Genomic DNA, 22986 nt, shown 5'->3' on the forward strand with positions numbered 1-22986 from the left:
CATCCTCTCTACTGTGAGAACCTTCTGGCTATACGCCAGAATCTCCCTTTTTGCCATTATACCATTTGCTATGGGGAGGGATGGGTTCATTTTGTAAAGTGGCGGGAGCGGATGCATTTGCACTAGATAATCTAAGTTAGTCTTAAATTTGTAATTCAATTACTGAAAATATCAACTTAATCTATTTTATTTTTTAGTCAATAAAATTCGATTCATCTAAAAAAAACTTATATAACCACAAATTTAGAAAGAGATGTATTGTAAATATTTGATTTATATTGTCTAAAAAGTTACCTAAAGGATCATTTTTATTTTAATGATATAATTTGTATTTTGTTTGAAGTATAATCCAAATATAGTTGTTTAATGAAAAAGGAGGGTGGTTCAAAAAAAAGATATAGTATTTTATCAACAGAAATAAGGAATCATTGAAGGCAACTTTATAGTTGTAAATAATACTTAGGAGGAATTATTTTTGAAGAAAAAAATTTTATCAATACTACTTGTATCATCTCTAACAATGTCATTTGCTAGTTCTGTGTTTGCTGCAGATACACCAAAGTTAGGCTATAAATGGAGCAGTAAGAATATTACGTATCAGAATGATGGATCAAATACAGTTTATAAACGTCTATGGACTACTGGAGCAAAAGAATGGAATGATGCCACGGTAGTTAACTTTTCGTCTGGTACTAATTCTAATTTTACAGCAGGAAATAAGACTGTTGCTAATGTTACATGGGATGGAGTTATGGAACCTGTATATAATTCTAACAAGACTTTTAAATCTGTTAAAGTTTGGGTGAATGATTTCTATACTTCACAGTTCGAGTACATCAGTACAGATAATGCAATTCAAAGTATTGCAACGCATGAATTAGGTCATGCTTTAGGCTTGGCACATGCGCCAGAAAGAACATTATCCGTAATGGTTCCAGCAACCTTTTTATCAGATGGGAAGTTTGCTCGTCTACAATATTTTCCCGGAATTGGAGATGAAAACTCCGTAAACAGTATTTACAACAACAATAGTTTAACATTAGAACAATCCGTTTTGAACGAAAATGACTTTGTAGAAGGCAAAGAACTAGTTAATCTTGATGTATCGTGGAGCAAATGGTATCTCAATCTAAAAGATCTTACAAGGGATGCTGATCTGGTTGTTAAGGCAAAAGTAACAGCCCAAAACGGTACAGTTGTAACGGGTGAGAATTTTTATGATTATAAGCAAAAGTCCGAAATAAACATCCAAAAGGTTCTCAAGGGTGATTCTGATTTACTCAATCAAAAAGTCACACTCTATCAAATGGGTGGTGAAGATAAAGATGTTGTAGTCAAATATCATGGAACAACTCCTCTTGTTGAAAATGATAGTGTAATTCTCTATTTAAAGAAAATTGGCGACAATGAGTATATTCCAATCAATGAGGATGTAAGCATCTATAAAGTGGGAACTAATGAGCAGCTTACAAATTTACAAAGTCTTAAGATCATCTCTGAATCGTCACTAGTAGAAGAATCTACACATTAGAATGATGGAATGAATACAGCGGCCTTAATTGGCCGCTGTATTCATTCCATCCATCTTTACTGCTTTATAGTAGGTCTCATTATCTTTTACTGCGATATAATCATCTGTCTCTACATTTTTTACTTTAAATAATTTTGTCCCTTTTTTATACTTATTGGAGAACAGGTTCGGTAATTTGTCACTTTCATTTGTAGAGTATTTTTTAATTGTTCCAATTTCGGTTTCCACATCGGTTGTAGTAACAGTTTCATTTGTCATCTTATAAACCCCATTCTCCCAGGTTACAACATCAAATGCCCAACTTTGAAGTTCATTATTACCTGAGTTCGAGCATGCCACAAGTAACAACATTGAAGTCAGAATGAATGCAAAAGTCCTTCGCATAAAAAAAACCTCCCACTACAGAATAATGTTATCTCATAATTCGGAAAATCCGATCACAACAAGAATTCAAAGCGCGATTACGTACATAATATTACCAATAATGTTTTTTATTGTCCACACTAAGCTGTGTAAGTCATCATGAAATCGTGAGAATTATCATTATGTCAGAAGTGTAGTCGTAGGTAAGCGGCGGTAGTTCTTATTTAGATGTCATCACCTAAATCCTTCTAATAAACGTTTTCTCTTTGATTACGATATGCTCCACATGTAAAAAGTATTTGCTGGATTGCGATAGAATAAGACATCATAATATAAATCCTAGACGCATGCTTCATCCGGGTAATAAGTTCATTTGCCAAATTGTCGATGATCAGTTTTACATTAAGTTTCGTCGACATCAATCAAATACATTCTTTCCTGAAATCCTCCGCGCGCCTCAGCTTTATCTACATGAAGCTTATCAAGCTGAGCCGAATTCACTCCATGCACCTCTGCCAGCGCCCGGATCACTTCAAGCATATCCACCAGTTCCTCGAGCGCTTCCCTATTGCTTCCTGTACTCATGTATTCTTCTGACTCTTCACTCAGCTTGGTTCTCAACTCGTGCTCATACTCCGCCGGATGCAATAATATGCGGAATTTTGTCCCCCACAAATTTGTTGTATGTAAGCATGTGGTTTAACATCCTCCCTACTGTGAGAACCTTCTGGCTTTACTCTAGAATCTCCTTTTTTGCCATTATACATTTGCCATGGATAGTGAACGGTTGATTTTGTAAAGTGCTGAGAGCGGATGAAAAGTAAAAACAAGCCCATAGCTACTCACCTAGGAGCCGATATAGGCTTACTTCGAAATTTATGTTACCTATAAGGAGTTCGGATTTACATAACACCAATCAGACAGATTAGAAGTTTTTAAAGCTTTCTCCAGATCAGACAATGTATACACCCAATCTTCCTCTATCCAAACTATCATCTGTGGGTGTCTCGCAAGGAAATGATACAGAAAGGTTAGCGTGACCTCTTCATTTTGATAAACCTCATCAATAATAAGTGTGTTAAAGTATACCTGCCCATCCTCTCTCCATTCCAACTCTCTGTATTGATGTAGGCCAGGCTCGTCATACACATCAACTCTGATCATATCAATCGCCACACTATTATCTGAATCTTGTTGGTTCGGACGTGAAATACCCAAGGCACAATGTTTCATGTTCTGTTCTAAATCTACATCTGGAATTCCATCAATTAAGTGCAGGTTTGCTTCCAGACAAACTTGTCGTATATCTTCTACCAAACGATCTATGGGTACATTGCTGTTCTCTTCTACCAATACAAAAGCCGATGCCATTATTTCAGTGCCTCCCTTAATTCATCCAACGAGTTAACCACTTTGACGCCCTTACTTTTCACATAATCGATTTTCTCAGATGCAATTCGACCCGTATTTTCTAGCGGTGCATCAATATATAAAATAACTTCCTTCTTGTTATGATTAAAAAATTCTTTATGATTTATATCCACGAGTCTATCGATTTGATCTGTTTTCACTGCTCCCGCTGATTTCTTAACTTCAATAATTTGTGAGTTCGTAACTACATCCAGATCCGTAACTCTTAATTTATTATCCACATTTTTAATTTCCACTCCAAATCCAGTTACTCCAACATGACTCTCTACAAATTCACCAACTTTCCCCTCGACCATTTTACCTGTATCACGGCTATTTTTTGCAGCATTTATAGCATGAGGTATATTTTTAGGATTTTGCTCAATCCATACAATTCTGTTGCCAGCATGGTTAGTATATTGTACTTCTAATCCTTTGTTCGTTTTGCTGAGTATAGGGTTATCATGCAATGTCTTGTTGAGAACGTGACCGGGCTTCGCTATTACATCTTTTGATACTTTCAATCCATTTTTCGGAACCTTGTAACCCCTATTATACATTCCCGTAAAAGCCATTAACATATTACTGACTTGCAGGCTGGTTATTAGTAGTTTAGCCCTATTTTCAGAGACAGGCTCTCCTGAGAATGGATGTACCCCATTCTTCAATTCATTGACCTGATACTGCATGATATCCTCACCTTCAGGCTCAACATCAGGTGCAGATTTCATGTCCAGTGACCCGGTATCTCTCTCATACGCACGAAGTGTCTCTGGTGTTACATTACCGTCTTTATCCGTTGGCATCATTTTACGAAATTGCGTATTATATACCATCGTGTACTCTGTTTCATCCGAATCGTGGTTTGAATTAGACTCCGTTTTCTGTAATGCGATCAGCCGAGAAACTGCCCCCACGCTAACCTGTTCCTCATCCGCTTGTTGGAATCCCACAGCAATAGCCTTTAGATCTTGAGAGGACTTCAGCATACTTTCCAATGCACGATCCAGTACAGGACGAGATTGCTGAAAATCATGGAAAAACCGTTCCTGTCTGGCTCCCGTCCATTGAGACTCGATGAAACCGATCCGTACGGTCAGGTCACTTCGTATGGACTCCAGTTGTTGTCTTCCCTGCTCAATCTGTTTAGATACATGTAGTAGTTGCTCTGGTGTTACTTTAATTGTACTCATAGGGTTCTCTCCGAAATATATAAGATTTAACTATGTTAGCAGAAGTACAAGACACATACATCCGTCCAATATCCTGATTTTTCCTTATTATAAAAAATTTTCACTAAGTACCTGTACTCTTAGAGTCCTATTTTCAAAAAAGCTGACCACTTTACATAACACATTCAATTAATAGTTTATTTCAATTCTGCATCATTCTTCAGTCGATTCTCTAACTCCTCTAGTATTTCTTCTGTTCGTTGAAGCAGCTTCTCGATGTTGTTTGGTTGTAGAGCCCGATTCTGGTTAAACTCTTCTATGGAAGACATATGTTGAATCGTACCGATAAACAAAACAATATCCAATCCTGGTTCAGTACTCGTATGCACTATAGGCAAAATCTCATTCATGGTAAGCTCCTTCGGTGGATGTACTACATGATACTTTTGGATATATATTGCCTTGACCATGGAAGCCAGCGCCCAATCGCAGAGGATCAGACAAGCCTGGAACTGATTGTGACTATGCATGATGTTGGCAAGTTTGATATGATATGTCGAATGTTGGTGATAGTCCAGTATTGTATTATGCAGTCTATAGTCATCTGGATTATGTTTGAACTCAGATTGTATAGAATCATAACATCCTTGAAAACGTGGATTAAAATCTACTTGGTGATTACAATGCGCTTCGGTAATAGACCGATTTCTTGCCATTGTCATCCCTCCAATGAGTTAATACCAATATTATACAACAAAATAAATATCTAAAGATATAATTTATTTCATTTATACGATTTATCAGATCGTGTTTAGCCCCCAAAATCTTGTCTACACTTTTAAATAGAGGGGGTATGTATTGTGGATGATAGAAAAATTTTAAAGTTAGTCGGTGCACGAATTAAAGTTTTAAGAAAAGAGAAGGGATTATCTCAGGAGGCACTTGGAGAAAAAGGTGGTTTCCATTTTACATACATTGGACAAATTGAACGTGGAGAAAAGAATGTTGCTTTGATTAATCTCGGTAAGATAGCAGAGGCATTGGAGGTCAATGTATCTCAGCTTTTTGCTTATGTAAGTGATGAAATTGAATTAACCGAGATGGATATTATGATTCAAGAAATAGTGGACATGTTGAGAGATTCATCTTTAGAAAATATTCAATTATCTAGGAACATTCTAAAAGAGATATTAAAGAATTACAGAACAAATCAGAAATAAGGCAAAGCAACTGTATAACTGGTTGCTTTGCCTTTGATTTCCCGTCATTTTGAATTACTCAGATAGCTTTCGTTTTTCTACAAGTAGGGTAGCTACTACATCCCCAAAATTCCGCCCCAGCTTTATTCTTACGTTTAACCATTGCAGCACCACAACTGCACTTGATATTAGATACGGTTTTAGGTAAAGATTGCTCTTTCTTGGTCGTAGTAGTTTTTACTTTTCTATTGGAAGGCTTCCATTTCCCCCAACTGCGTAGCTTACTGTCTACTAAACCACCATGCCAATAATCCACTTTAAATTGATCAGCTTCTTTTCTCGCTGGACCCGTAAGATCAGAAGTGGTTACGATTAAAGAGAGGATACAATCATGATTCCTTTTCGCACCTACCAGTTCCCGAACAGTCATCACCTGCACCTTGTTATGATCTGCATAACATTTTGCCTGTACCGCTGTTTTTTCGCCACGCTTATCAGTGATAACCAAATCTACTCCACCATCTCTACCTCCAACACCAACTTCTTTTACCGTATATCCATTGTCTCTAAAATACAGTGTCAGTAGTCGCTCGAACTCTGCTCCCGTCATTTTATCTAATGGTAAGGTTAGAATTACTTCGTCAGGTCTGCACGTCGAGGAGGAGCGATTAAAGCTATTGTTTGTTGGCTTTTTGATAGCTTGTTTCTTTCGTTTATTAGAGTTTCTTCGTTTTTTCTTTTTAGAGGGTTGTACTATTCCAGCAATAACCGACAATGTAACAACACCAATGACAATCCATATAAACTCGTTCATCCAATTATTCTCCTTAAATAGCTTTCATACTTTTAGCAATACGTATTATTGTTTTTTCATTTTGATCGAAAAATTCTTTAGATACTTTAACGTAATAATGGTACTCTATTTCAGAGTCAGACATCCAAGATACTTCAAGCACAACCATATCATTCTCATACCCAACCCACATATCTGCCTTTATTCCGCTATCGAGCTTTAAACTTTGATATTTCATGGATTCTGATACTGTATTTTCTACACCTTCGAAAACTTGACTGCCATATGCACGAATATCAACATCCGGGTTCCCTACATATAACTGCTTACCGTCTCCATTATCTGATTCCTCTCCTGCTGTCCAATCACCAGGGTAACTAATACTGAAGCCGAATCTGCTGTTATGATATGTGTTCCATGCCTCATCGCCCTTGCCATGTTCAACACTCGTATATGTATTCGACTCATTTGATCCGATATTCTCTTTCTTGTCCACTTCCGTCGTAGACTCACAACCTGTAATTACCATTATCAACGTGATGATTAGTAAATACTTCATCGTATAAGTCTCCTATTCATTGAGCTGTAAAGCTGTAAATTCATTTCAGTTATGGGAGTCTAATAAAAAATCGTTTCCCAAAACCCAATACGGAAGTTGTTTCCGATCCCAGCTCCATATTAAAAATTGAAACAAATATTAGATCTTGTTGAGTAGTAACTCCACTAATTACTGGATTTCCAAGCAAATTAATTCCTGCACTGACCCATTCATTATCTGACTCTTCTATTGTTGAGTTTACAACCCATTTTACGAATTCATCCTTATTAGGGTTCGTTATAGCAAGTAAAACTAATACGAATCCAATTATGATCCAAAACTTATAACTTCCTCGTTTATCACTGGAGCTATCCCTCTCTACATTTCTCATGACGTTCCCCTCCTCCCTCATCCTCATTTTTACATATTACCACTAAGATTAGTTATTTGTAATTATAAATGGTAAACCCACTTTTGCAGTAAGTTTACCATTCCATACTCCTCAAACAATACACTTATTCGCCACCGCCACCATCTTCGCAGGCATCTCTTCCCTTAACCGCCATACAAAGCTCATCGGTTTGTTCCCCTCATGACTCACATAATCCGCTTCACCCAAGAAGACAAATGGAGACGTATAACCATGCTCCTCCTTATATTCCCGTACGAACAGGGTAATCCGATTACCCGTCTCCCGATGATGAATATACCGCTGCGCCGTAGCCGTATGCTCCGACACCCTGCTTTGAGTCTGCCAGTGGAACAAGCGCTCGTTGATCGCATAATCCTCATACAGCGTGGAGGGCGAGAAGTCCTTATCCGATTTGTTCAATGTAATGAAAAAGATATCCGTCTGTTCATCGGCAAAATATTTCACGCCTTCGCGGAAGGTTGGCGATTGCTCGGCATTCCAGTAGCCAAAGGCGGCGAGTACTTGGTCGATCGAGTACATACAGTGGATATCCAGTGGACAAGTGTATGGGAACGCATTGCTTTTATCCACAAATCGCAGGTGAGCTAGATTATATTTGAAAATATCCACAAGCTCGGCCCGGAATGCTGCGCAAGACAGGACGCGTGTAACCCCTTCTTGAATGCTGCTTAGCCCCAGCTTCTCCGGTTCAGCACGGTGGAAGGTGTAATAGAACATGATTAACATGCGCTCTTCATCGGCAGTGATGGCTTCTTTCCCTTTTTCAATATAGTCGATCAGGAAGTTCAACCAGCTTCGGGAATTAATTGTTAGTACAGACGTTAGTCTGCGGATATATTCCTCCTGCTCATCCTCTACTGGCTCGGTTAGTCCCGCTTCGGCCAACAAGCCGCGGAAATATCTTTTACCTGTACGTCCACCATATAGTTCATACAATGTCATCCCGTGATGCTCTACAAAATGAGCCAGTGTCAGCGGCAGCCCAGTGTCCTGCTGGAACGTTTGCAGCTTCTGGATCAAGGCTCTGCGATTACGGCTCATCTGTTTCAGATTACGCATAACGTAATCTTTGACCTGTTTTTCCAACTGAATAAACGTGCCACGAGGCAGGTTCGAAAAGCCGTTCTCGACATAATACGAGATGGAATGTTTGGTCGCACCGATCAGGGCGCGGAATTTATCCTGGTATCGGTACTCCTGATGCGCTTGCCCGATGAAGTCGAGCACGGTCAGGCACTCTTTGCCTTCTGCCATCCGTAGTCCACGACCGAGCTGTTGCAGAAATACGGTTAAACTTTCGGTCGGACGCAGGAACAAAATCGCATTCACCTCAGGGATATCCACACCCTCATTGTACAGATCGACAACAAAAATCAGGCGCAGTTCCCCGTTCACCAGTCTTCCTTTTGCAGAATGACGCTCCTGTTCACTTGATCCGCCATGCAGCGCTATAGATGGAATGCCGGCTTCGTTGAAAACTTTAGCCATATACAGCGCATGATCTACCCCTACGCAGAAACCCAATCCTTTCACATCATCCAGATCGGTGACGTATCGGTTCAGACTTTGCATGATCTGGTTGGCACGGATTTTGTTATGGGTATAGAGCTTCTCCAGTTCGTTCAAGTCATAGCCTTTACGCGACCATTTCACCTGAGACAGATCAACGGTATCGGTGACACCGAAATATTGAAACGGACTAAGCAGCTTCCGGTCGATGGCATCGGTCAGACGGATCTCGGTGGCAATCGTATGATCGAAGTAAGCGGTTATGTCTTTGCCATCCATCCGTTCAGGTGTTGCTGTAAGTCCAAGCAAAATCTGTGGCTCGTAGTGAGACAACAGTTTCTGGTAGGAAGGTGCAGCAGCATGGTGGAATTCATCCACAATGATATAGTCGTAATAGTCTGGGCTGGTGATATCCGTTAACTTCATGGAGTTCAAGCTCTGTATGCTGACAAACAGATGCTCCAATGCCTCCGCCCGGTGACTCCCGACATGTAGCTCGCCAAAGTTCATATCCTTCAGGATATACCGGAACGTGTCGCGGCTTTGCTTCAGAATCTCTTCCCGATGGGCGACAAAAAGAAGCTTTGTTCCCGCCTGGCTTGCGCGGAATCGCTTGTAATCGAAGGCAGAGATGACCGTTTTGCCAACGCCTGTGGCGGCCACGATCAGGTTACGGTTTCGTCCATACAGCGTGCGCTCGGCGCTCAGCTGTTCCAGCACTTCTTTTTGATAATCGTAAGGCTGGATGTCCAGGTGGAATTGTCCGAATTGGTCTTTTTTGCGATTCAGGGCTGCTCTCAGTTGTGCCTCATGCTCCTGATCCTCAGGAATGTATCTCGTAAACTCGCGGTCATTCCAGTAACTCTCAAATGTTGCTTCGATCTTGCGCAGCACATCCAGGGAATCCTTCTCCGTCACCTTGAGATTCCACTCCATGCCACTGGTCAGAGCCGGGTTGGACAGGTTCGAAGAGCCGACATAAGCGGTGGTGAATCCCGTATCGCGGTGGAAGATATATGTTTTGGCGTGCAGCCGCGTGACCTTGGTGTCATACGAAATCTGGATTTCGGTGTTCGGTAATTTGCTAAGTTCGGTAATCGCCTTGAGGTCGGTTGCCTCCATATAGGTGGTTGTAATGATCCGCAGTTTGCCCCCACCTGATGTGAATTGCTGGAGCTGTTCCAGTAGCAGGCGAAGCCCGCTGAATTTGATAAAAGACACCAGCCAATCGATCCGGTCGGCGGTCACGATCTCTTTTTGCAACTCCAGCAGCATACTTGGTTCAGACTTGGCACCTGTGAATAACGAGCTTTGGGCAATCGGCGTATCCGGACGAATGATTTTGGTATCCCGAATGGCACGAATGCTGTTCAGCTTGGAATACACATGGGTCAGCACCTCACCCTGCTCATCCAGTTGCAAGTCGTTATACTCCTCTTCCCCCAACGTGCCTTTCAGGGTTGCAATAATCTCATTGCAGGTTCGTATCTGCTCTAATACAGCCATTTTGTCTTCCGTCTGTTCCCGTACAATCTTAAGCGCTCGCCGTGTCACCGCCGCCAAATACGTGGACAGCAGCTTACGCGCTTCCTCCGCATCCAGCTTCTCCGTCCCAATGTGATACACATCCGGGTCGAGCGCCGAAATCTCCTGTCTGGTGATTGTGTTGATAAGCTGTTCATATATGCCTTGTTTCATGAATGTACCTCGCGCAGGTTAGAATGGTTGCGGATATGTAGTTGTGTTCCATTGATATTTCTTGGTATTGGTAAATATGGTCTCTACTCTATTATCGTCCAGCACGTGAGAAATTTCATTAGGGATTGTCTAAAAAACGCTGAAGGAAGCCAATTTTGCTAAGTTTTTGTTCCACGCCAGGACTTTTTACTTGGGTATACCTGAACACGTCAAAGGAAAGTGATGCAACAGGGGATGAAAAGGCGGTAAAAGATGTAATTCAGTAGAATTTCAAGACACCCTCTAGTTATTTGGTAAAAAGAAGAGCACTCCGATCGTCTCTGGACGACAGAAGTACTCTTATATTTGGGGATAGATTTATATTGGGTATGCATGTTACTCTTGTTCTCTGTATCTTGGGTTTAAAGAATCTTTCCATACAGCATCTTCAACAAAATCAACCTTCTTCTCTTCAAAATATGCCCGAGTTTCTCGTTCCAGATGATTTAGAAATTCTGGCCATTCATTTTCATTGATTTCTTTGGATTCAGGGTCGCCTATAACTTGTAACCATCGGTTGTTTAGTTGCTGATATTCCTCAATTCTTGCTTTAAGATCGATTGTTACAGGGTAATTTATATAATCGAGTCTTTCAAACGTCATTCGCATACGTTGTAGAATAAGTGGCAATCTATCATTCCGGTTCAGCTGTCCTGTTAATACTTTCGCAGGTTTAATCAACAGTCCCTTCTGTTCATCAAATCTCTGATTCATTAAATTATACTTGTCAAGTATTTGCATCATATCTGTAAAATTGTTATACAACTGTTCTGCCTGTACTCCATCTTGCGTGATCTCATTCGTGATTTTTTCGTTCGCCAGTATATTTCTAAATTGAATTTCATTATTTATAATTTCACTTCTCATATCAGCCATATCCTGCTTTACATTGATCATCAAATACTGTTCGTACATCTTTTTTTCGTTATAGAAGCTGTAGGTTAGAACAATTACCACAACTAAACTTAAACATGCTAATGTAATTATATATTTGCCGATTTTCATCTTGTCCCTCCTTTAATTAATTATTTAACTTTATGTAACCCTTGGCAATGAAGGTTCATCCACCAAGGGTTGCACAGTGATATTTACTTGCTTTTCACAGAATAATTAAACGTGATATCTTTCGTTTGAGAATTATATAAAGAATTATTTAGATATACCTTCCAATCAATTCGCATCACACCATTCGTAGAAGCAGAAGAATTAGCCGGACCATTATACTGAACATTCGTATTTAACTGTAAGTAATGCCCATTACTAGCGTTTGTTGTATTCGAGTAAAGAGTGTAGTTCTGAGATGAGACGCTGGAGACGGTTGCGGCGTCATTACTTAAGCGTATATTAGAACTACCCAAAGTGACGTTTTTGGAAGAGAATGCAGTATTCGCAGAAGTTATCCAACTTTTAATGGTTGAGATGGAGGGTGCCGCAGGCAGTGCTGTTTTCCATGCCTTTTCAGCTACAAGCATAGCCAGACTACTTCCAGAACCTTTACCAACCATTTTACCATCAACAATTGACATATCAATTGATGATTTATCTCCAACAGCAGTATTCAATATAACATTTCGATATTCAAAAAGATTTTGAGCATTAACTTTTCGTCCGTTCACTTGAACATGTTCAGCGATTTTAAAAGTATTTATCCAAGTTGAAGAAGGACTGACATTAGTTACTTTCCATGTTCCATATGGTAAAGAGTAATTTTTTATTGTGTCCCCACCAGCAACATAAGAAGTATAGTAAGTGGTAGTATGAACCCAATCAGAATAGCTTCCTACGGCAGTCGGAGTAACTACAGATGCTTTATCCTGTTGGACAATATCCATCATTTCTTTACTTACTGGAATCTCCTTTTGTTCTATAGGCTTGATTACACTAGCAAACCAAAATAGATCATGTTTTGAATCAGGTTGCTCGCTGTTTTTTACAATTATATTTTGAAATTCTTCAGGTATGTCTTTTTCAAATAAAAGTATATTATTCTCATGGTCTGTCAGGTACAATTTTAGATGAGGTTTTGTTTTATACATAGGATCTGTTATTGCTTTTGTTGTGTCTGTATCATTATATATTTCAAATAGTAGTACATCGAAATTTCCTTCTTTATCATTGATTTCTCCGACAATACTATTAGACCCAAATTGTTGTTTATAACTATTAAACAACTTTCCTGTAGCATTTAATTCCTTAATTTCATTGCTATAATTTATTTTCGCTTTCAACATCACTTCTTCATTCTGAGAGAAAGCCGCCTCTATTGTTATGCTAGCTCTCATGTCATCATCCACAGCCTTTATTGTTTCAAGACTGTCTTTTTTTCCGTATAATTCACTAAATTCCCCAACTGGTAGCACTATACCTTCTTGGGGAATTTCATTTTGGTTCGTGTTTTCAAGAGATTGCGCACTAATAGGAGCACAGAGAACAAGTAACATAATCAATGAAAGGCCTACACTGGTGAATTTTCTCAAAACAATCATCCCTTCTGAATTTAATATTAAACCTAATAGAATTACGAACTCACATTATATAAAAAGCTCACATAACGGGTTTTATGTAAAATTTATATTTCTCTCATGATGGATAATTAGTATGCTCACTCATACTGTGAGTGCTCTACCCTCCTTATGTAATTCTATTAAATTCCAGTTTATATATATTTTTTTTTCAAAATCAACCTTTATATAACTTTAATTCCCTTTCATGATACAAAACTACTAATAAAAAAATATAGCACATACCTAATATAGTGAATAATACCTATATTTCGATATCTCCGATGTGTCCGTAGGACTTTTGCCTAGCTTTAATACAGACAAGCAGGAACAACGGTTAATTATATTTATCTTCTCCCAAAATAAGTTACAATTCCTGAAGATTTCTTTATATTCACTTTTGTTCTTTAAATTTCACAAATATAACTTTAATGCATCATAGTCTATTATATGAGACGTCTCTGTACACCAAGAGTGGTCCACTCTAGTATAATAAATAATTAAAAACAACGTATCCTACCCTCGTCATTCAAACGCTGGACTCAAAGCATCTCTCCAGATATCATCTTCCACAAAATTGACCTTATATTCGAACGATTGTACCTTTCTTTGAATGAACCACCTGCCTTCAATTTCCAGATCCAGCGATCTAAAGCCTAAACGGCGAGGTCGTATTCCGCTAAAATGGTAGCTCTGGGATTGCCTTTTTCATAGAGATATACCATTTGTTTTTTTGAACTCGATTGTTAATGTCCATCGTTGTTGTTTAGATATTGTAGAAATCGCTCCTTCAAATGATAATTTTGTACAAGCCCTTATCTTTTCTTTCCAACTAAGATAGCCGATCCAAATGAATGTAAGTTTAAGATAGGGTACGGATACAGTACTACGATTAAGATGCACATGATGATATGTAAAAATATACCCACATTCCGCATTTTACATCTCCGTAATTTGTATATACAGCAAACAACTGTGATATCAAATTCATGAATCCATAAGCTATATCTAAACATAGTTAGAGATAAAGAGTGCACTGGCTGTTTGCTCTTTATTACGAAAGGAGCACGACACTTTATGAATAAAAAGACCATAGTCACTGCCCTGGTCCTTGGTATCCTTATATTAGTTCTTCCCGCTATATTTCACTTTTTTACTGGATCATCAGAAGAATCAGCTCTGCCTGAACCTAATATCCCCACTCAAACCAAAACAGTAAATGGCATCACGATTACGTTACAAAATGCAACGTATAACAACAAGGAGTTGCAGGTTGGATATGAGATAAAGGGAGGCGGACAATCCGAGAACGATTTGGGATATACCTTCTATAATCAAGGTGAACCTTTTGCTGAAACTGTAAGTGGAGACCTTCTAAAACTTGGAGACAAACATTATTACATTACAACAAGAACTGATCAAGTTAGTGATCTGCCAGAAACATTGAATCTTACATTTGAGATTAAAGCACGTCCGAACTCGGCTGAACAACACAGCATTTCAATCCCATTCGAACTTGTACTAGAGAAAGGGAAGAGTTAATTCATGGTCTCCATGAGTTAACTCTTTAGAATGCCCTATTTGGGGAACATATATATGAATCTGAATAACCTTTCAATCACAAGTTGAATTCGTACAGTATAAAAAACGGCTCCTATCACAGATAGAAGCCGTACAATGCTTTGTTAAATCACTTCAGCCAATCCTTATGACACTACAAATTGTACGACAATTGGAGTGCCATCATTTAATGCATCTCCACCGGGGATTGTAATTGTAGTGGTGGTAACCGAGGATGTGTCTGCTGTTTGCATAAGACCATTAATATAGAGATTGTAGTAATTGAACGTGCCTGGAAAAGCCGTTGCAGCTGTACCTGCATCGTTTGTAAAAGCCGTCGCAGCGATTGCAAACGTTGCTCCGGTACCTGTTCCATCGCCAACGGTCGCAGCAAATCTTAAACTGTTCTGAAATGGTGTAACAAGCGGCATGTTTCTCACCTCCTACCTGACATAGTATATGTGGTAGATTTGAGACTTGTGAAGGCCAATTCAGTAGGAGGTTTAACTATTTTAACTATTGATAATTATGGCTGTTAACTGAATAATTTCTACAATAATTGGTGTTCCTGCAAGCAGCACACCACTCTGAGGAGGCAGAAACAGACTAGTGGAAGTTAAGGTAAATGACCCGCCTGGTTGCAAAATTCCATTAATGTAAAGATTATAATAACTTGATGTACTGATTCCTGCAAATTCGGATATACTCCCATTATCATCATCCACAAAATCTCCAGCAGGTATTGTAACTGAGCTCGATAAATCCAGATTAACCTCTGGAAAATAGAAGTACCGTCCCGTTGTAGGAACAACCTGAACTCCTGCTACCGTTCCCGGAGGACCTTGCTCACCTTGAGGGCCTGAAGGACCTTGCGCTCCAGCTACTCCCTGCTCACCCGGAACACCCTGAGGTCCAATGAGTCCTTGTGCTCCTTGGCTTCCCGCTTCTCCACGCTCTCCTCGAGCACCAACAGACCCCTCAACTCCCGGCATTCCCTGTCTGCCTGCAACACCTTGAGGACCTATCATACCTTGGGCACCTTGCTGACCTACTGGCCCCTGCATTTCAAGCAGACCGCCAACTATTGGTTCCTGATGTCTTGGCAGGGCGATATGATCTATGCGATCAGGACATGCTGGAATAGTGGGAGTTCTTACAGATCGTGCAGTAGCTTTTCGACTAGACGTGATACTTCTATGTCTTCGTTTTAGCTTTATTAACTTGGAGCATCGTTTTTTTCTGGAACCTTTACAACGTATCATGTATCGTTTGCTGCGTCTTTTTGAGATTCTGTTGCTCCATCCCGCCCTAGAACGTTTGGCTCCTAATACGTTACGTCTCCTTCTACTTTTCTTTGAAAGCTTCAAGATGTCACTCTCCTTAGGCAAAAACACAGTATATATGCCTTATACTATGTTATTAGCACATGCGGAGAGTGTGCTAATGACTATGTCCCCAATGAATTACATCACTCTTCCTTTCCAAACGTCATCTTTTTTTATTCATACCTTGGATTCAACGCATCTCTCCAAACGTCATCTTCTACAAAATCAACCTTTTTCTCTCTAAAATAAGCTTGGGTCTCTTGCTCCATATCGTTTAAGATTTGAGGCCAGTCCTTCTCCTCGATCACTGTCGATTCAAAATCTCCGACGATATTCAACCACCGCTGATTTAACTCTTGGTACTGCTGTATTCTGGTCTTAAGTTTTGGGGATACCGTACGATTGGTTTGATCTAACGGATCGAACGTCATTTGCATTCGCTGAAGCGTACGTGGCCATATGTCCTCTAATCCCAAATCGTTTATGAATAGTGGTGCGGGTTTTACGAGCCAACTGCTTTCCTGACTGAAACTGAGATTCATCAAGTTATACTTATCAATAATCTGTGACATAGCTCTGAGATTATAATGAAGCTGCCTTGCTTGTTCTCCGTCCTCTACCATCTCATTTATGATTTTGCCATCCTCCAGTATGCGGTTGAAAATACGATCATTAGTGATAATCGCACTTTGCATATCAACCATATCTTGACGGATATTCATGGTCAGGTACTGTTCATACATCTTTTTCTCTTTGTAGAAACTGTAGGTTAGAACAAGCAAGATCACAAACGCAAGGCAGCAACCGATCATGAAAAGTCGTTTTTTATTAAGAATCATGGCGAGGTGTTCTCCTTGGATTTTATAGTAAGAAGCACCTCTACGTTTATGTGGTAGAAGTGCCTTCTGTCTTTCAAAATTTTAGTTGCGAAATTTCATCTAGATGTTTCTCGGATCAATGTAACACCAACTGTTATTGTATGAATTGTTTATCCTTTTAAGATCATGCAAAGTGTAGAACCAATCTTCCTCAATCCATACTTTTACATCTAGAGAATTACTTTCTCTTGATGCATTAGCAAATCATTCAAGTAAGTTCTCTTACAAATCTATGGGATTCTTATAACACCATTCATTATCCAAAGGCTTATTTTTTATTTTTTCTAAATCTTCTATTGTATAAAACCAGTTATCTTCAATCCATACTTTTGCAGACGGATATACTTTTAGAATTCCATAAAGTATCTTAAATAATAAATCTTCATTCTCATAGAAATCTTCAGATACTAACGCCTTAAAATATTGGCTTTCAGAATCATCCCAATTAAAGTCTACCGTTTGAAATTTATAAGGCTCATCATATAAATTCCAAGGTATTTGCCTTGAATAACTGTCTTCAAAAGGAATGTCACTAATATAAATTGAGCTAAACTTTAATTTTCCAGTTTCATCATACTTGTCATAATTGTTAGAAAAGTAGAGCCCGTAATTACTAGATATTTCTCTAATATTTTTTATTAAATCACTTGCCGAGATACTTTCTCCTTGCCTACATAATACAAAAGTTGAAATTCCCTTTATTTCAGCCCTCTTAACTCAAATAACTTTTTCACTACACCACTCAGGGTTATAAGATCTTTGACTTAGTCTAAAGATATCATCAGCCGTGTAGTACCACTCAGCATCATCAAACCATAGGTAATCTTCTGGATGATCTTTAAAATACTCCACTACAAACTTGTAAATGAATTCATATTGATGATTGATATTCACAATATCCATCGCCCAAAAATAATCCGTTGATTGGGTCATCCACATGAAACTATCATATGAATTTTCAACAACTTTGTTTACGGTAAACGTAAAGTACCTAATTGTATCTTCATTTGCAGAACTTATTAGAGTCTCTTCATCTACTTCAGATAAGGTGCCTTCTGCAGATTGAAAGTTCTGATCTGTATCAAGTTCAACTGTAATGTTAAAACAGTACATATTCGCTCTCTGCGCTGCCTTCTTGAAGTTGTCAGGAGCCTGCTCTGGAGAATAATTTGATATTTTTTTTAGAATTATTACTGAGCTAATTTTCTTTGAACCTCCTTTACATTAGAAGACTTAGCACCGCTAGCTGATATCCCCTTGTCTAGGCTGCATCTATTCCTTGACCACGTATAAAACAATATATTTATCTCTAACAAAGATAGACAAGCTTTCTTTGTCACCTTCAATAAAAAGGTTACACTGTGGATTATTAATCTTATTTTTGACAGTCAAAAATGAGGATTCCGTTACATTTCTAGCTTGAGAGCTCTTTTTCAATATAAGGATAATTAAGTATACTCAGCAGGCTTGGAGTAAAATATTTAGTTTGATACTTATCTAACCGATTATTGACCGTTAAAGAACCATTTTCCATTCTAAGTAACTGAGTAGAACCATCTTCTAAGAATAATAGATTCTCTTCCGCATCCTTCATAAGTTTACTAATCACTTTGAACAGATGACCGATACCATCATTAAAAGTACGACCAAACAATTGAATTCTAATGCATACATTCAAAACCAGATTATAATGTTTTTGAACAAACGTGATATCAGAAATATCCTCAATCTCAATGAAAAATGTGAAAAATCTACAGCCAACTACGATTTCATCTTCGTTAATTTGGAGTGAACTGTTCTCCTTAACCGTTTCAGTAACATATTGATTAATCAATTCACCTAATGATTTACGGTCAAGCTTAGTTTGTAAAAACAACTCGTAATCCATCCATTAATCCTCCCCAAATACCCTAGTTATATTACCATCTTTAACCAATAAAACTTCTTTTAAATTTTTCAGGTCCCCATTTGGATTAGCTTTTCTAATAATGCCTTGAGTAATTTCACTAACTAGTTCAGTTGGAAATTCATCCAGATTAACAACAATTCTTTCAGCTTGAGTTTTAGTTTTCTTTGCTATGTTTCGAAGAATATTATCTACATTTGCATCGTTCATAGGAGAATAACAGTCAAAAACCTTCCCTTGTATTAAAAAGTCAGGATTGGAGTTTGCTTTAACTCCATATCCATTCCCACCATCTATTTCGTCTAACATTTTTATTTCATAACCTTTATCAGCTAAGAAGTTAGCTGTTTCATTTTGTTTTTTTATCCCGTGGGAATCACCTATACCGTAATTCCCCGTTGGCTTACTTCCTTTTGGTAGTGAAGGCTCTGTCAGATCTCTATGACCTACGCTACCTTTTTCCGTCTCCTTCTTACCTCCCCCTCCTCCACCCGACCCATGATGATCCTTCGAGTGTAAGGCTTTGCCGAAGATAAAATAAGAGAGGGCCTGACCGATCATCGCACCTTTAACATAACCTGACTCGTCCTCGTCGAGTTGCTTTTTCTTCTCATCCACAAATTGCTCGATGTCAGACCTTGCTGTTCCTGTGCCCCAGGCCGCATCCCAAGCAAATGCGAGTCCACGTCCGACGTCGACTGCCTTACCTATGGTCATGGCATAAGCCAAACTGCCTAGTGTGCTTAACGGATTATAGATGAAGTCCTCTGCTGTCTCGCCTACGCCTGTCACCGTGTCACCAATGGCTTTGTCGATCAATCCCGTGCCGAAGCTCGGTCCCAGCGTGTCGGGTATATACAGTGCTTCCTCGCCGGAGCCGTCGATTTGTCTGAAGTTGTTTGCAATAAACGTAAATTCCTTTTGGATACTATCCAGCAGCCCAAGTGTAGCCGGGAACACCTCTTTGGTCTGCATAAAATCCCAGAAGAACTTTTCTTGTGTAACCCCAGACCATTCGGATTGCAGCATATTAATGTTTTTATCCAGTTCACGGAGCAATCGATCCAGATCTAATTTACATTGCTGAACATAACGTGCCTTGGCATCCAATTCATCGGGGTGTACCTGAATCCGCAACATGCCATCTCGCCACCAAACCTGTTCATAGTCGTTATACCTAAATTTTAACAAACTGAAATTGTCTTTGGAATTGAACAGAAGGATCATTTTCCCCCTCAGTAATTCGGTAATTAGGTAACTACTATGGTCAGCCAAGTTTGCACATATACGTATATCCTATCTAATTTGTTGTATTAGTCCCCGCCTCCCTCGGAATCTCCGCTGTCTGATCCGTGATGATGACCGCTCATGCGAGCCTCCACCCATAATAGTAATTGAGCGACAATGATGCCCAGAAGCACTCACATCATCAGTTCCAGAAGCTGCTTCAACCATGCCTCCTGCAAGATCGGGGCCAGCTGTCTCTGGACAAGAACCGAATGATATAGCTGAGATGAAGCTTGCCAATCTGTTAGTGCGCTTCTCATGTAATGACCCCTTTCATAGGCAAAAATAAAATTGCAATGATCTACCCTACTCTATATAAACCTGTTCATATCACAAAAGAATCCGACCCGAGCACCTCTTTTTCATCGGTACTCCTTTCAGGGTTCATCCTTCCACTTTCATGATTCATCATTCGTAACTCTTCTTGTCTTCCTCCTACAGGCTTGGAATGTAGAAACCATTTTGCTTTTCACAATCGGTTAAGACGTACACCGATTCTCCTCGCTCGATTTTGGTCAGTTCCAATCCCTTGCAAGTATTCGTCGTGATCTCTTCTCTGGAGCCATACTTATCTCTTGTGGCATCATAGGTAGATTGAAACAGAGTGCCGTCATAGATTAGCTCATGGATGATGGGATCGCCTTCAATCGTGTACATGGTTACCCGGACGTGATCCGGTTGATTCTTTTTCACATTTTGCATAAAAGACGTCCATTTCTCTCGGTTTCGCATCTCCCCCAAAAGAAAAACAACATCTCCACTTTCTTCTGCTTGCTCCCCGTTATGCGGCTCGACTATGGCAGGAAAAGGGGTTCTTTTCTATACCGGATCGCCAGTCTGTTGCGAATCATTTGAACTACAACCTGTTGCGAGTATAGCTGTCAAACATAACATAAGTACGTATTTTCCCATTACAATCACCTCATATGTACAACGTGACCCGGACTGGATAGGTTACATTTTTTGAAAGAGAGTATACGGAGTGACCAACATTCCCTAAGATTTTTCATGAGAACTCTCTTCATTTGATGTAACTTTCATCCTTGTCCATACGTTTATTTAATATGACATCCATTTTTACCATACCTTTCAAAAAAAGAGGCGATCTCATGGATTTAGATAGTCAGGTCAATCATGTAACAACAGAACAACCAGCATCCTCTTCATCACGAGTGAAGCCAGTGTGCAAGCCACAAAACAAATCGTTTCGTAGCTTCAGTAGAGTCATCATTTCAGCTGGCGTTGTCTCTAGTCTGTTCCTGGGTACGCTCTCCTTGGTGCCCACTACACATGCATCCAATGACAAGCAAACTTCCACAGGAAGCGTTCCGGATCGTACAGTGTCGGTCCCCTCTCTCGCCTCTCCTTCCAAACCCTCTGTGACTTCGAGTACAACTCAGAAACTCCACTACACAGAAGTAACAGGTGGTTACTATTACACGGTGGCGTTAAGAAGTGACGGTTCTGTCTGGACGTGGGGCCGAAATCTGTTAGGAGAGCTTGGGATCAGCGACACGGTAAGGTATCGCCATACATTCAGTCCTGTCCGTATTCCGCAGTTATCCGCTGTCACAGCCATCTCTACTTCTGGTGAAGGGTACAGTGTAGCCGTTCAAGCAGATGGAACCGTCTGGCAGTGGGGATCAGGCAGAACGCCTAGCCAAGTTCCTGGAATCACCAATGCTATACGTGTGACCGCAGGATCTATCACAAGCGTAGCCCTCCTTCGAGATGGGACCGTTCAATCCTGGCAGAAACCATCTCCGAAGCTTCCTAATACGATGAACAAGGATGCTGGGAAGAAGCCTACCCTGCACCGAATCAGCGGTTTGAAAAATGTCGTCCAAACCACGCTTTCTGGTTACGATGGATATGCACTCAAGAAAGACGGTTCTGTCTGGATCTGGAAAGAAGCGGATGAAGCGGGCAGTCCCCCTTCCAAAGCAAAGCCAGTTAAAGGCCTTACCAATATCAAGTTCATCACGAGTAAGGGCGGACAATTGATGGCGCTCGATTCGAAAGGCAGCGTCTGGAGACTGGATTCACAAGGAAAACGGATTCCATATCATCACGAACTTAAAGTAAAAACGTTGGATGCAAGCTCCAATTATGTACTTCTGGTGACTACAAAAGGCGAGGTATACAGCTTCGGGAACACCGTAACGGGCAAACAAGGGAAAATAAAGCAATTATCGGATATCACCGATGTCTCTGCTGGCTATTATCATAGTCTTGCACGTTCCTCCAAGGGAACCGTTTGGGGATGGGGTGGTGACAAGTATCAGGAAGCAGGAGCGCCGGCCACATCTTCAGGGGGCATGGTGTACATTCCTGTCCAAGCTACGTTAGGTACAGATATCTACGTGCATGGCAAGTTGCTGCAATCCATATACCCTGCTGTAGAAACGCCCACAACGCTGCAACTTCCGATCAAGACCATTGCAGCAGCACTTGGAGCTGAATTTGAGGTGCATACAGCGGAAGGATTAATAAGTCATTACACATTAAAATATAACGATCGGATCATTACCATTAAACCGAATGAACTCCAATACACCGTATCCACCTTGGATAAGCTACACCCGCAAGAAGATAAGGTTGTAACACTGAGTGAACCCATTGGCATCTATTCCGGGGCTACCACAGCACCATATGAAATGTTACAGGGGCTTGGGTTGAACGTAACCTGGGACAGCAATGCCGCCAGAGTAACGATCAATGAAGTGAAATAGATGAGGTAATACCTGTGCATGGCGCACATAACTTAGCATCGTATACGTTGAACTTATATCGAACACCAAGCACATACTGTAGTAGCTAAAAAAATCCTCCTGAAATCAAGGA

22 protein-coding genes and 1 pseudogene are annotated in these 22986 nt (G+C 39.9%); 4 read left to right on the forward strand and 19 right to left on the reverse strand.

What is annotated here, in order from left to right:
• Nucleotides 1–475 precede the first annotated feature (475 nt).
• Nucleotides 476–1531 carry a matrixin family metalloprotease gene (locus ACR8BL_RS11525; protein WP_434752734.1) on the forward strand — a complete coding sequence of 352 codons (1056 nt, stop codon included), beginning with the start codon at nucleotides 476–478 and terminating at the stop codon, nucleotides 1529–1531.
• Between the two features lie 24 nt (nucleotides 1532–1555).
• Here the strand turns inward: ACR8BL_RS11525 and ACR8BL_RS11530 are convergent, their stop codons facing one another.
• The 5 genes and pseudogenes from ACR8BL_RS11530 to ACR8BL_RS11550 all read right to left on the reverse strand — a co-directional run bounded on the left by ACR8BL_RS11530 (nucleotide 1556) and on the right by ACR8BL_RS11550 (nucleotide 5192).
• On the reverse strand, nucleotides 1556–1882 hold the full coding sequence (locus tag ACR8BL_RS11530; protein WP_434758353.1) for a hypothetical protein: 327 nt from the start codon (nucleotides 1880–1882) through the stop codon (nucleotides 1556–1558).
• Between the two features lie 414 nt (nucleotides 1883–2296).
• Nucleotides 2297–2588, reverse strand: a pseudogene (locus tag ACR8BL_RS11535) (nucleoside triphosphate pyrophosphohydrolase).
• A 191-nt stretch (nucleotides 2589–2779) separates the two neighbouring features.
• Complete coding sequence (locus tag ACR8BL_RS11540; protein WP_434752736.1) at nucleotides 2780–3265, reverse strand: hypothetical protein; 486 nt, start codon at nucleotides 3263–3265, stop codon at nucleotides 2780–2782.
• On the reverse strand, nucleotides 3265–4497 hold the full coding sequence (locus ACR8BL_RS11545) for a WXG100 family type VII secretion target (RefSeq protein WP_434752737.1): 1233 nt from the start codon (nucleotides 4495–4497) through the stop codon (nucleotides 3265–3267). Before ACR8BL_RS11545 ends, ACR8BL_RS11540 begins: the two co-directional genes overlap by 1 nt.
• 176 nt (nucleotides 4498–4673) lie before the next feature.
• Nucleotides 4674–5192, reverse strand: coding sequence for a hypothetical protein (locus ACR8BL_RS11550; protein WP_434752738.1), 519 nt, complete (start codon nucleotides 5190–5192; stop codon nucleotides 4674–4676).
• A 144-nt stretch (nucleotides 5193–5336) separates the two neighbouring features.
• On the opposite strand from ACR8BL_RS11550, the gene ACR8BL_RS11555 reads away from it, so the two are divergent.
• Complete coding sequence (locus ACR8BL_RS11555) at nucleotides 5337–5696, forward strand: helix-turn-helix domain-containing protein (protein WP_434752739.1); 360 nt, start codon at nucleotides 5337–5339, stop codon at nucleotides 5694–5696.
• A gap of 58 nt (nucleotides 5697–5754) precedes the next feature.
• Here ACR8BL_RS11555 and ACR8BL_RS11560 read toward each other — a convergent pair whose 3' ends face one another.
• From ACR8BL_RS11560 to ACR8BL_RS11585, 6 genes are all read right to left on the reverse strand, one after another.
• Nucleotides 5755–6489, reverse strand: a complete 735-nt coding sequence (locus ACR8BL_RS11560; RefSeq protein WP_434752740.1) for a restriction endonuclease — start codon at nucleotides 6487–6489, stop codon at nucleotides 5755–5757.
• 13 nt (nucleotides 6490–6502) lie between these two features.
• Nucleotides 6503–7027 carry a hypothetical protein gene (locus ACR8BL_RS11565; RefSeq protein ID WP_434752741.1) on the reverse strand — a complete coding sequence of 175 codons (525 nt, stop codon included), beginning with the start codon at nucleotides 7025–7027 and terminating at the stop codon, nucleotides 6503–6505.
• Nucleotides 7028–7076: 49 nt separating this feature from the next.
• A complete protein-coding gene (locus tag ACR8BL_RS11570) occupies nucleotides 7077–7397 on the reverse strand; it encodes a hypothetical protein (RefSeq protein ID WP_434752742.1) in 321 nt (106 codons plus the stop codon).
• A gap of 111 nt (nucleotides 7398–7508) precedes the next feature.
• Nucleotides 7509–10646, reverse strand: a complete 3138-nt coding sequence (locus ACR8BL_RS11575; RefSeq protein ID WP_434752743.1) for a DUF3427 domain-containing protein — start codon at nucleotides 10644–10646, stop codon at nucleotides 7509–7511.
• Nucleotides 10647–11021: 375 nt separating this feature from the next.
• Nucleotides 11022–11690, reverse strand: coding sequence for a hypothetical protein (locus ACR8BL_RS11580; RefSeq protein ID WP_434752744.1), 669 nt, complete (start codon nucleotides 11688–11690; stop codon nucleotides 11022–11024).
• An 83-nt stretch (nucleotides 11691–11773) separates the two neighbouring features.
• Nucleotides 11774–13162, reverse strand: a complete 1389-nt coding sequence (locus ACR8BL_RS11585; RefSeq protein WP_434752745.1) for a hypothetical protein — start codon at nucleotides 13160–13162, stop codon at nucleotides 11774–11776.
• Between the two features lie 1101 nt (nucleotides 13163–14263).
• On the opposite strand from ACR8BL_RS11585, the gene ACR8BL_RS11590 reads away from it, so the two are divergent.
• Nucleotides 14264–14728, forward strand: a complete 465-nt coding sequence (locus ACR8BL_RS11590) for a hypothetical protein (protein WP_434756681.1) — start codon at nucleotides 14264–14266, stop codon at nucleotides 14726–14728.
• A gap of 164 nt (nucleotides 14729–14892) precedes the next feature.
• On the opposite strand, the gene ACR8BL_RS11595 is transcribed toward ACR8BL_RS11590, so the two are convergent.
• From ACR8BL_RS11595 to ACR8BL_RS11630, 8 genes are all read right to left on the reverse strand, one after another.
• Nucleotides 14893–15177 carry a DUF4183 domain-containing protein gene (locus ACR8BL_RS11595; protein WP_434752747.1) on the reverse strand — a complete coding sequence of 95 codons (285 nt, stop codon included), beginning with the start codon at nucleotides 15175–15177 and terminating at the stop codon, nucleotides 14893–14895.
• Between the two features lie 81 nt (nucleotides 15178–15258).
• The gene (locus ACR8BL_RS11600; protein ID WP_434752748.1) at nucleotides 15259–15810 is read right to left on the reverse strand and encodes a DUF4183 domain-containing protein; all 552 of its coding nucleotides are present in this window, start codon (nucleotides 15808–15810) and stop codon (nucleotides 15259–15261) included.
• Between the two features lie 434 nt (nucleotides 15811–16244).
• Nucleotides 16245–16910 (reverse strand): hypothetical protein, encoded by a 666-nt coding sequence (locus ACR8BL_RS11605; protein ID WP_434752749.1) that lies wholly within the window; start codon nucleotides 16908–16910, stop codon nucleotides 16245–16247.
• A 756-nt stretch (nucleotides 16911–17666) separates the two neighbouring features.
• Nucleotides 17667–18062 (reverse strand): hypothetical protein, encoded by a 396-nt coding sequence (locus tag ACR8BL_RS11610; protein WP_434752750.1) that lies wholly within the window; start codon nucleotides 18060–18062, stop codon nucleotides 17667–17669.
• A 301-nt stretch (nucleotides 18063–18363) separates the two neighbouring features.
• Nucleotides 18364–18837, reverse strand: coding sequence for a hypothetical protein (locus ACR8BL_RS11615; protein ID WP_434752751.1), 474 nt, complete (start codon nucleotides 18835–18837; stop codon nucleotides 18364–18366).
• Between the two features lie 3 nt (nucleotides 18838–18840).
• Complete coding sequence (locus ACR8BL_RS11620) at nucleotides 18841–19995, reverse strand: WXG100 family type VII secretion target (RefSeq protein ID WP_434752752.1); 1155 nt, start codon at nucleotides 19993–19995, stop codon at nucleotides 18841–18843.
• Between the two features lie 281 nt (nucleotides 19996–20276).
• Nucleotides 20277–20402 carry a hypothetical protein gene (locus tag ACR8BL_RS11625; protein WP_434752753.1) on the reverse strand — a complete coding sequence of 42 codons (126 nt, stop codon included), beginning with the start codon at nucleotides 20400–20402 and terminating at the stop codon, nucleotides 20277–20279.
• 175 nt (nucleotides 20403–20577) lie between these two features.
• Nucleotides 20578–20940: a DUF4362 domain-containing protein gene (locus ACR8BL_RS11630; RefSeq protein WP_434753095.1), complete on the reverse strand. Its 363-nt coding sequence runs from the start codon at nucleotides 20938–20940 to the stop codon at nucleotides 20578–20580.
• A 311-nt stretch (nucleotides 20941–21251) separates the two neighbouring features.
• On the opposite strand from ACR8BL_RS11630, the gene ACR8BL_RS11635 reads away from it, so the two are divergent.
• Entirely contained in the window at nucleotides 21252–22874 is a 1623-nt protein-coding gene (locus ACR8BL_RS11635; protein WP_434752754.1) for a stalk domain-containing protein, read from the forward strand.
• The last annotated feature ends 112 nt before the right edge of the window (nucleotides 22875–22986 follow it).

It is taken from the genome of Paenibacillus amylolyticus (genome assembly GCF_051136285.1).
Lineage (GTDB): Bacteria > Bacillota > Bacilli > Paenibacillales > Paenibacillaceae > Paenibacillus > Paenibacillus amylolyticus_F.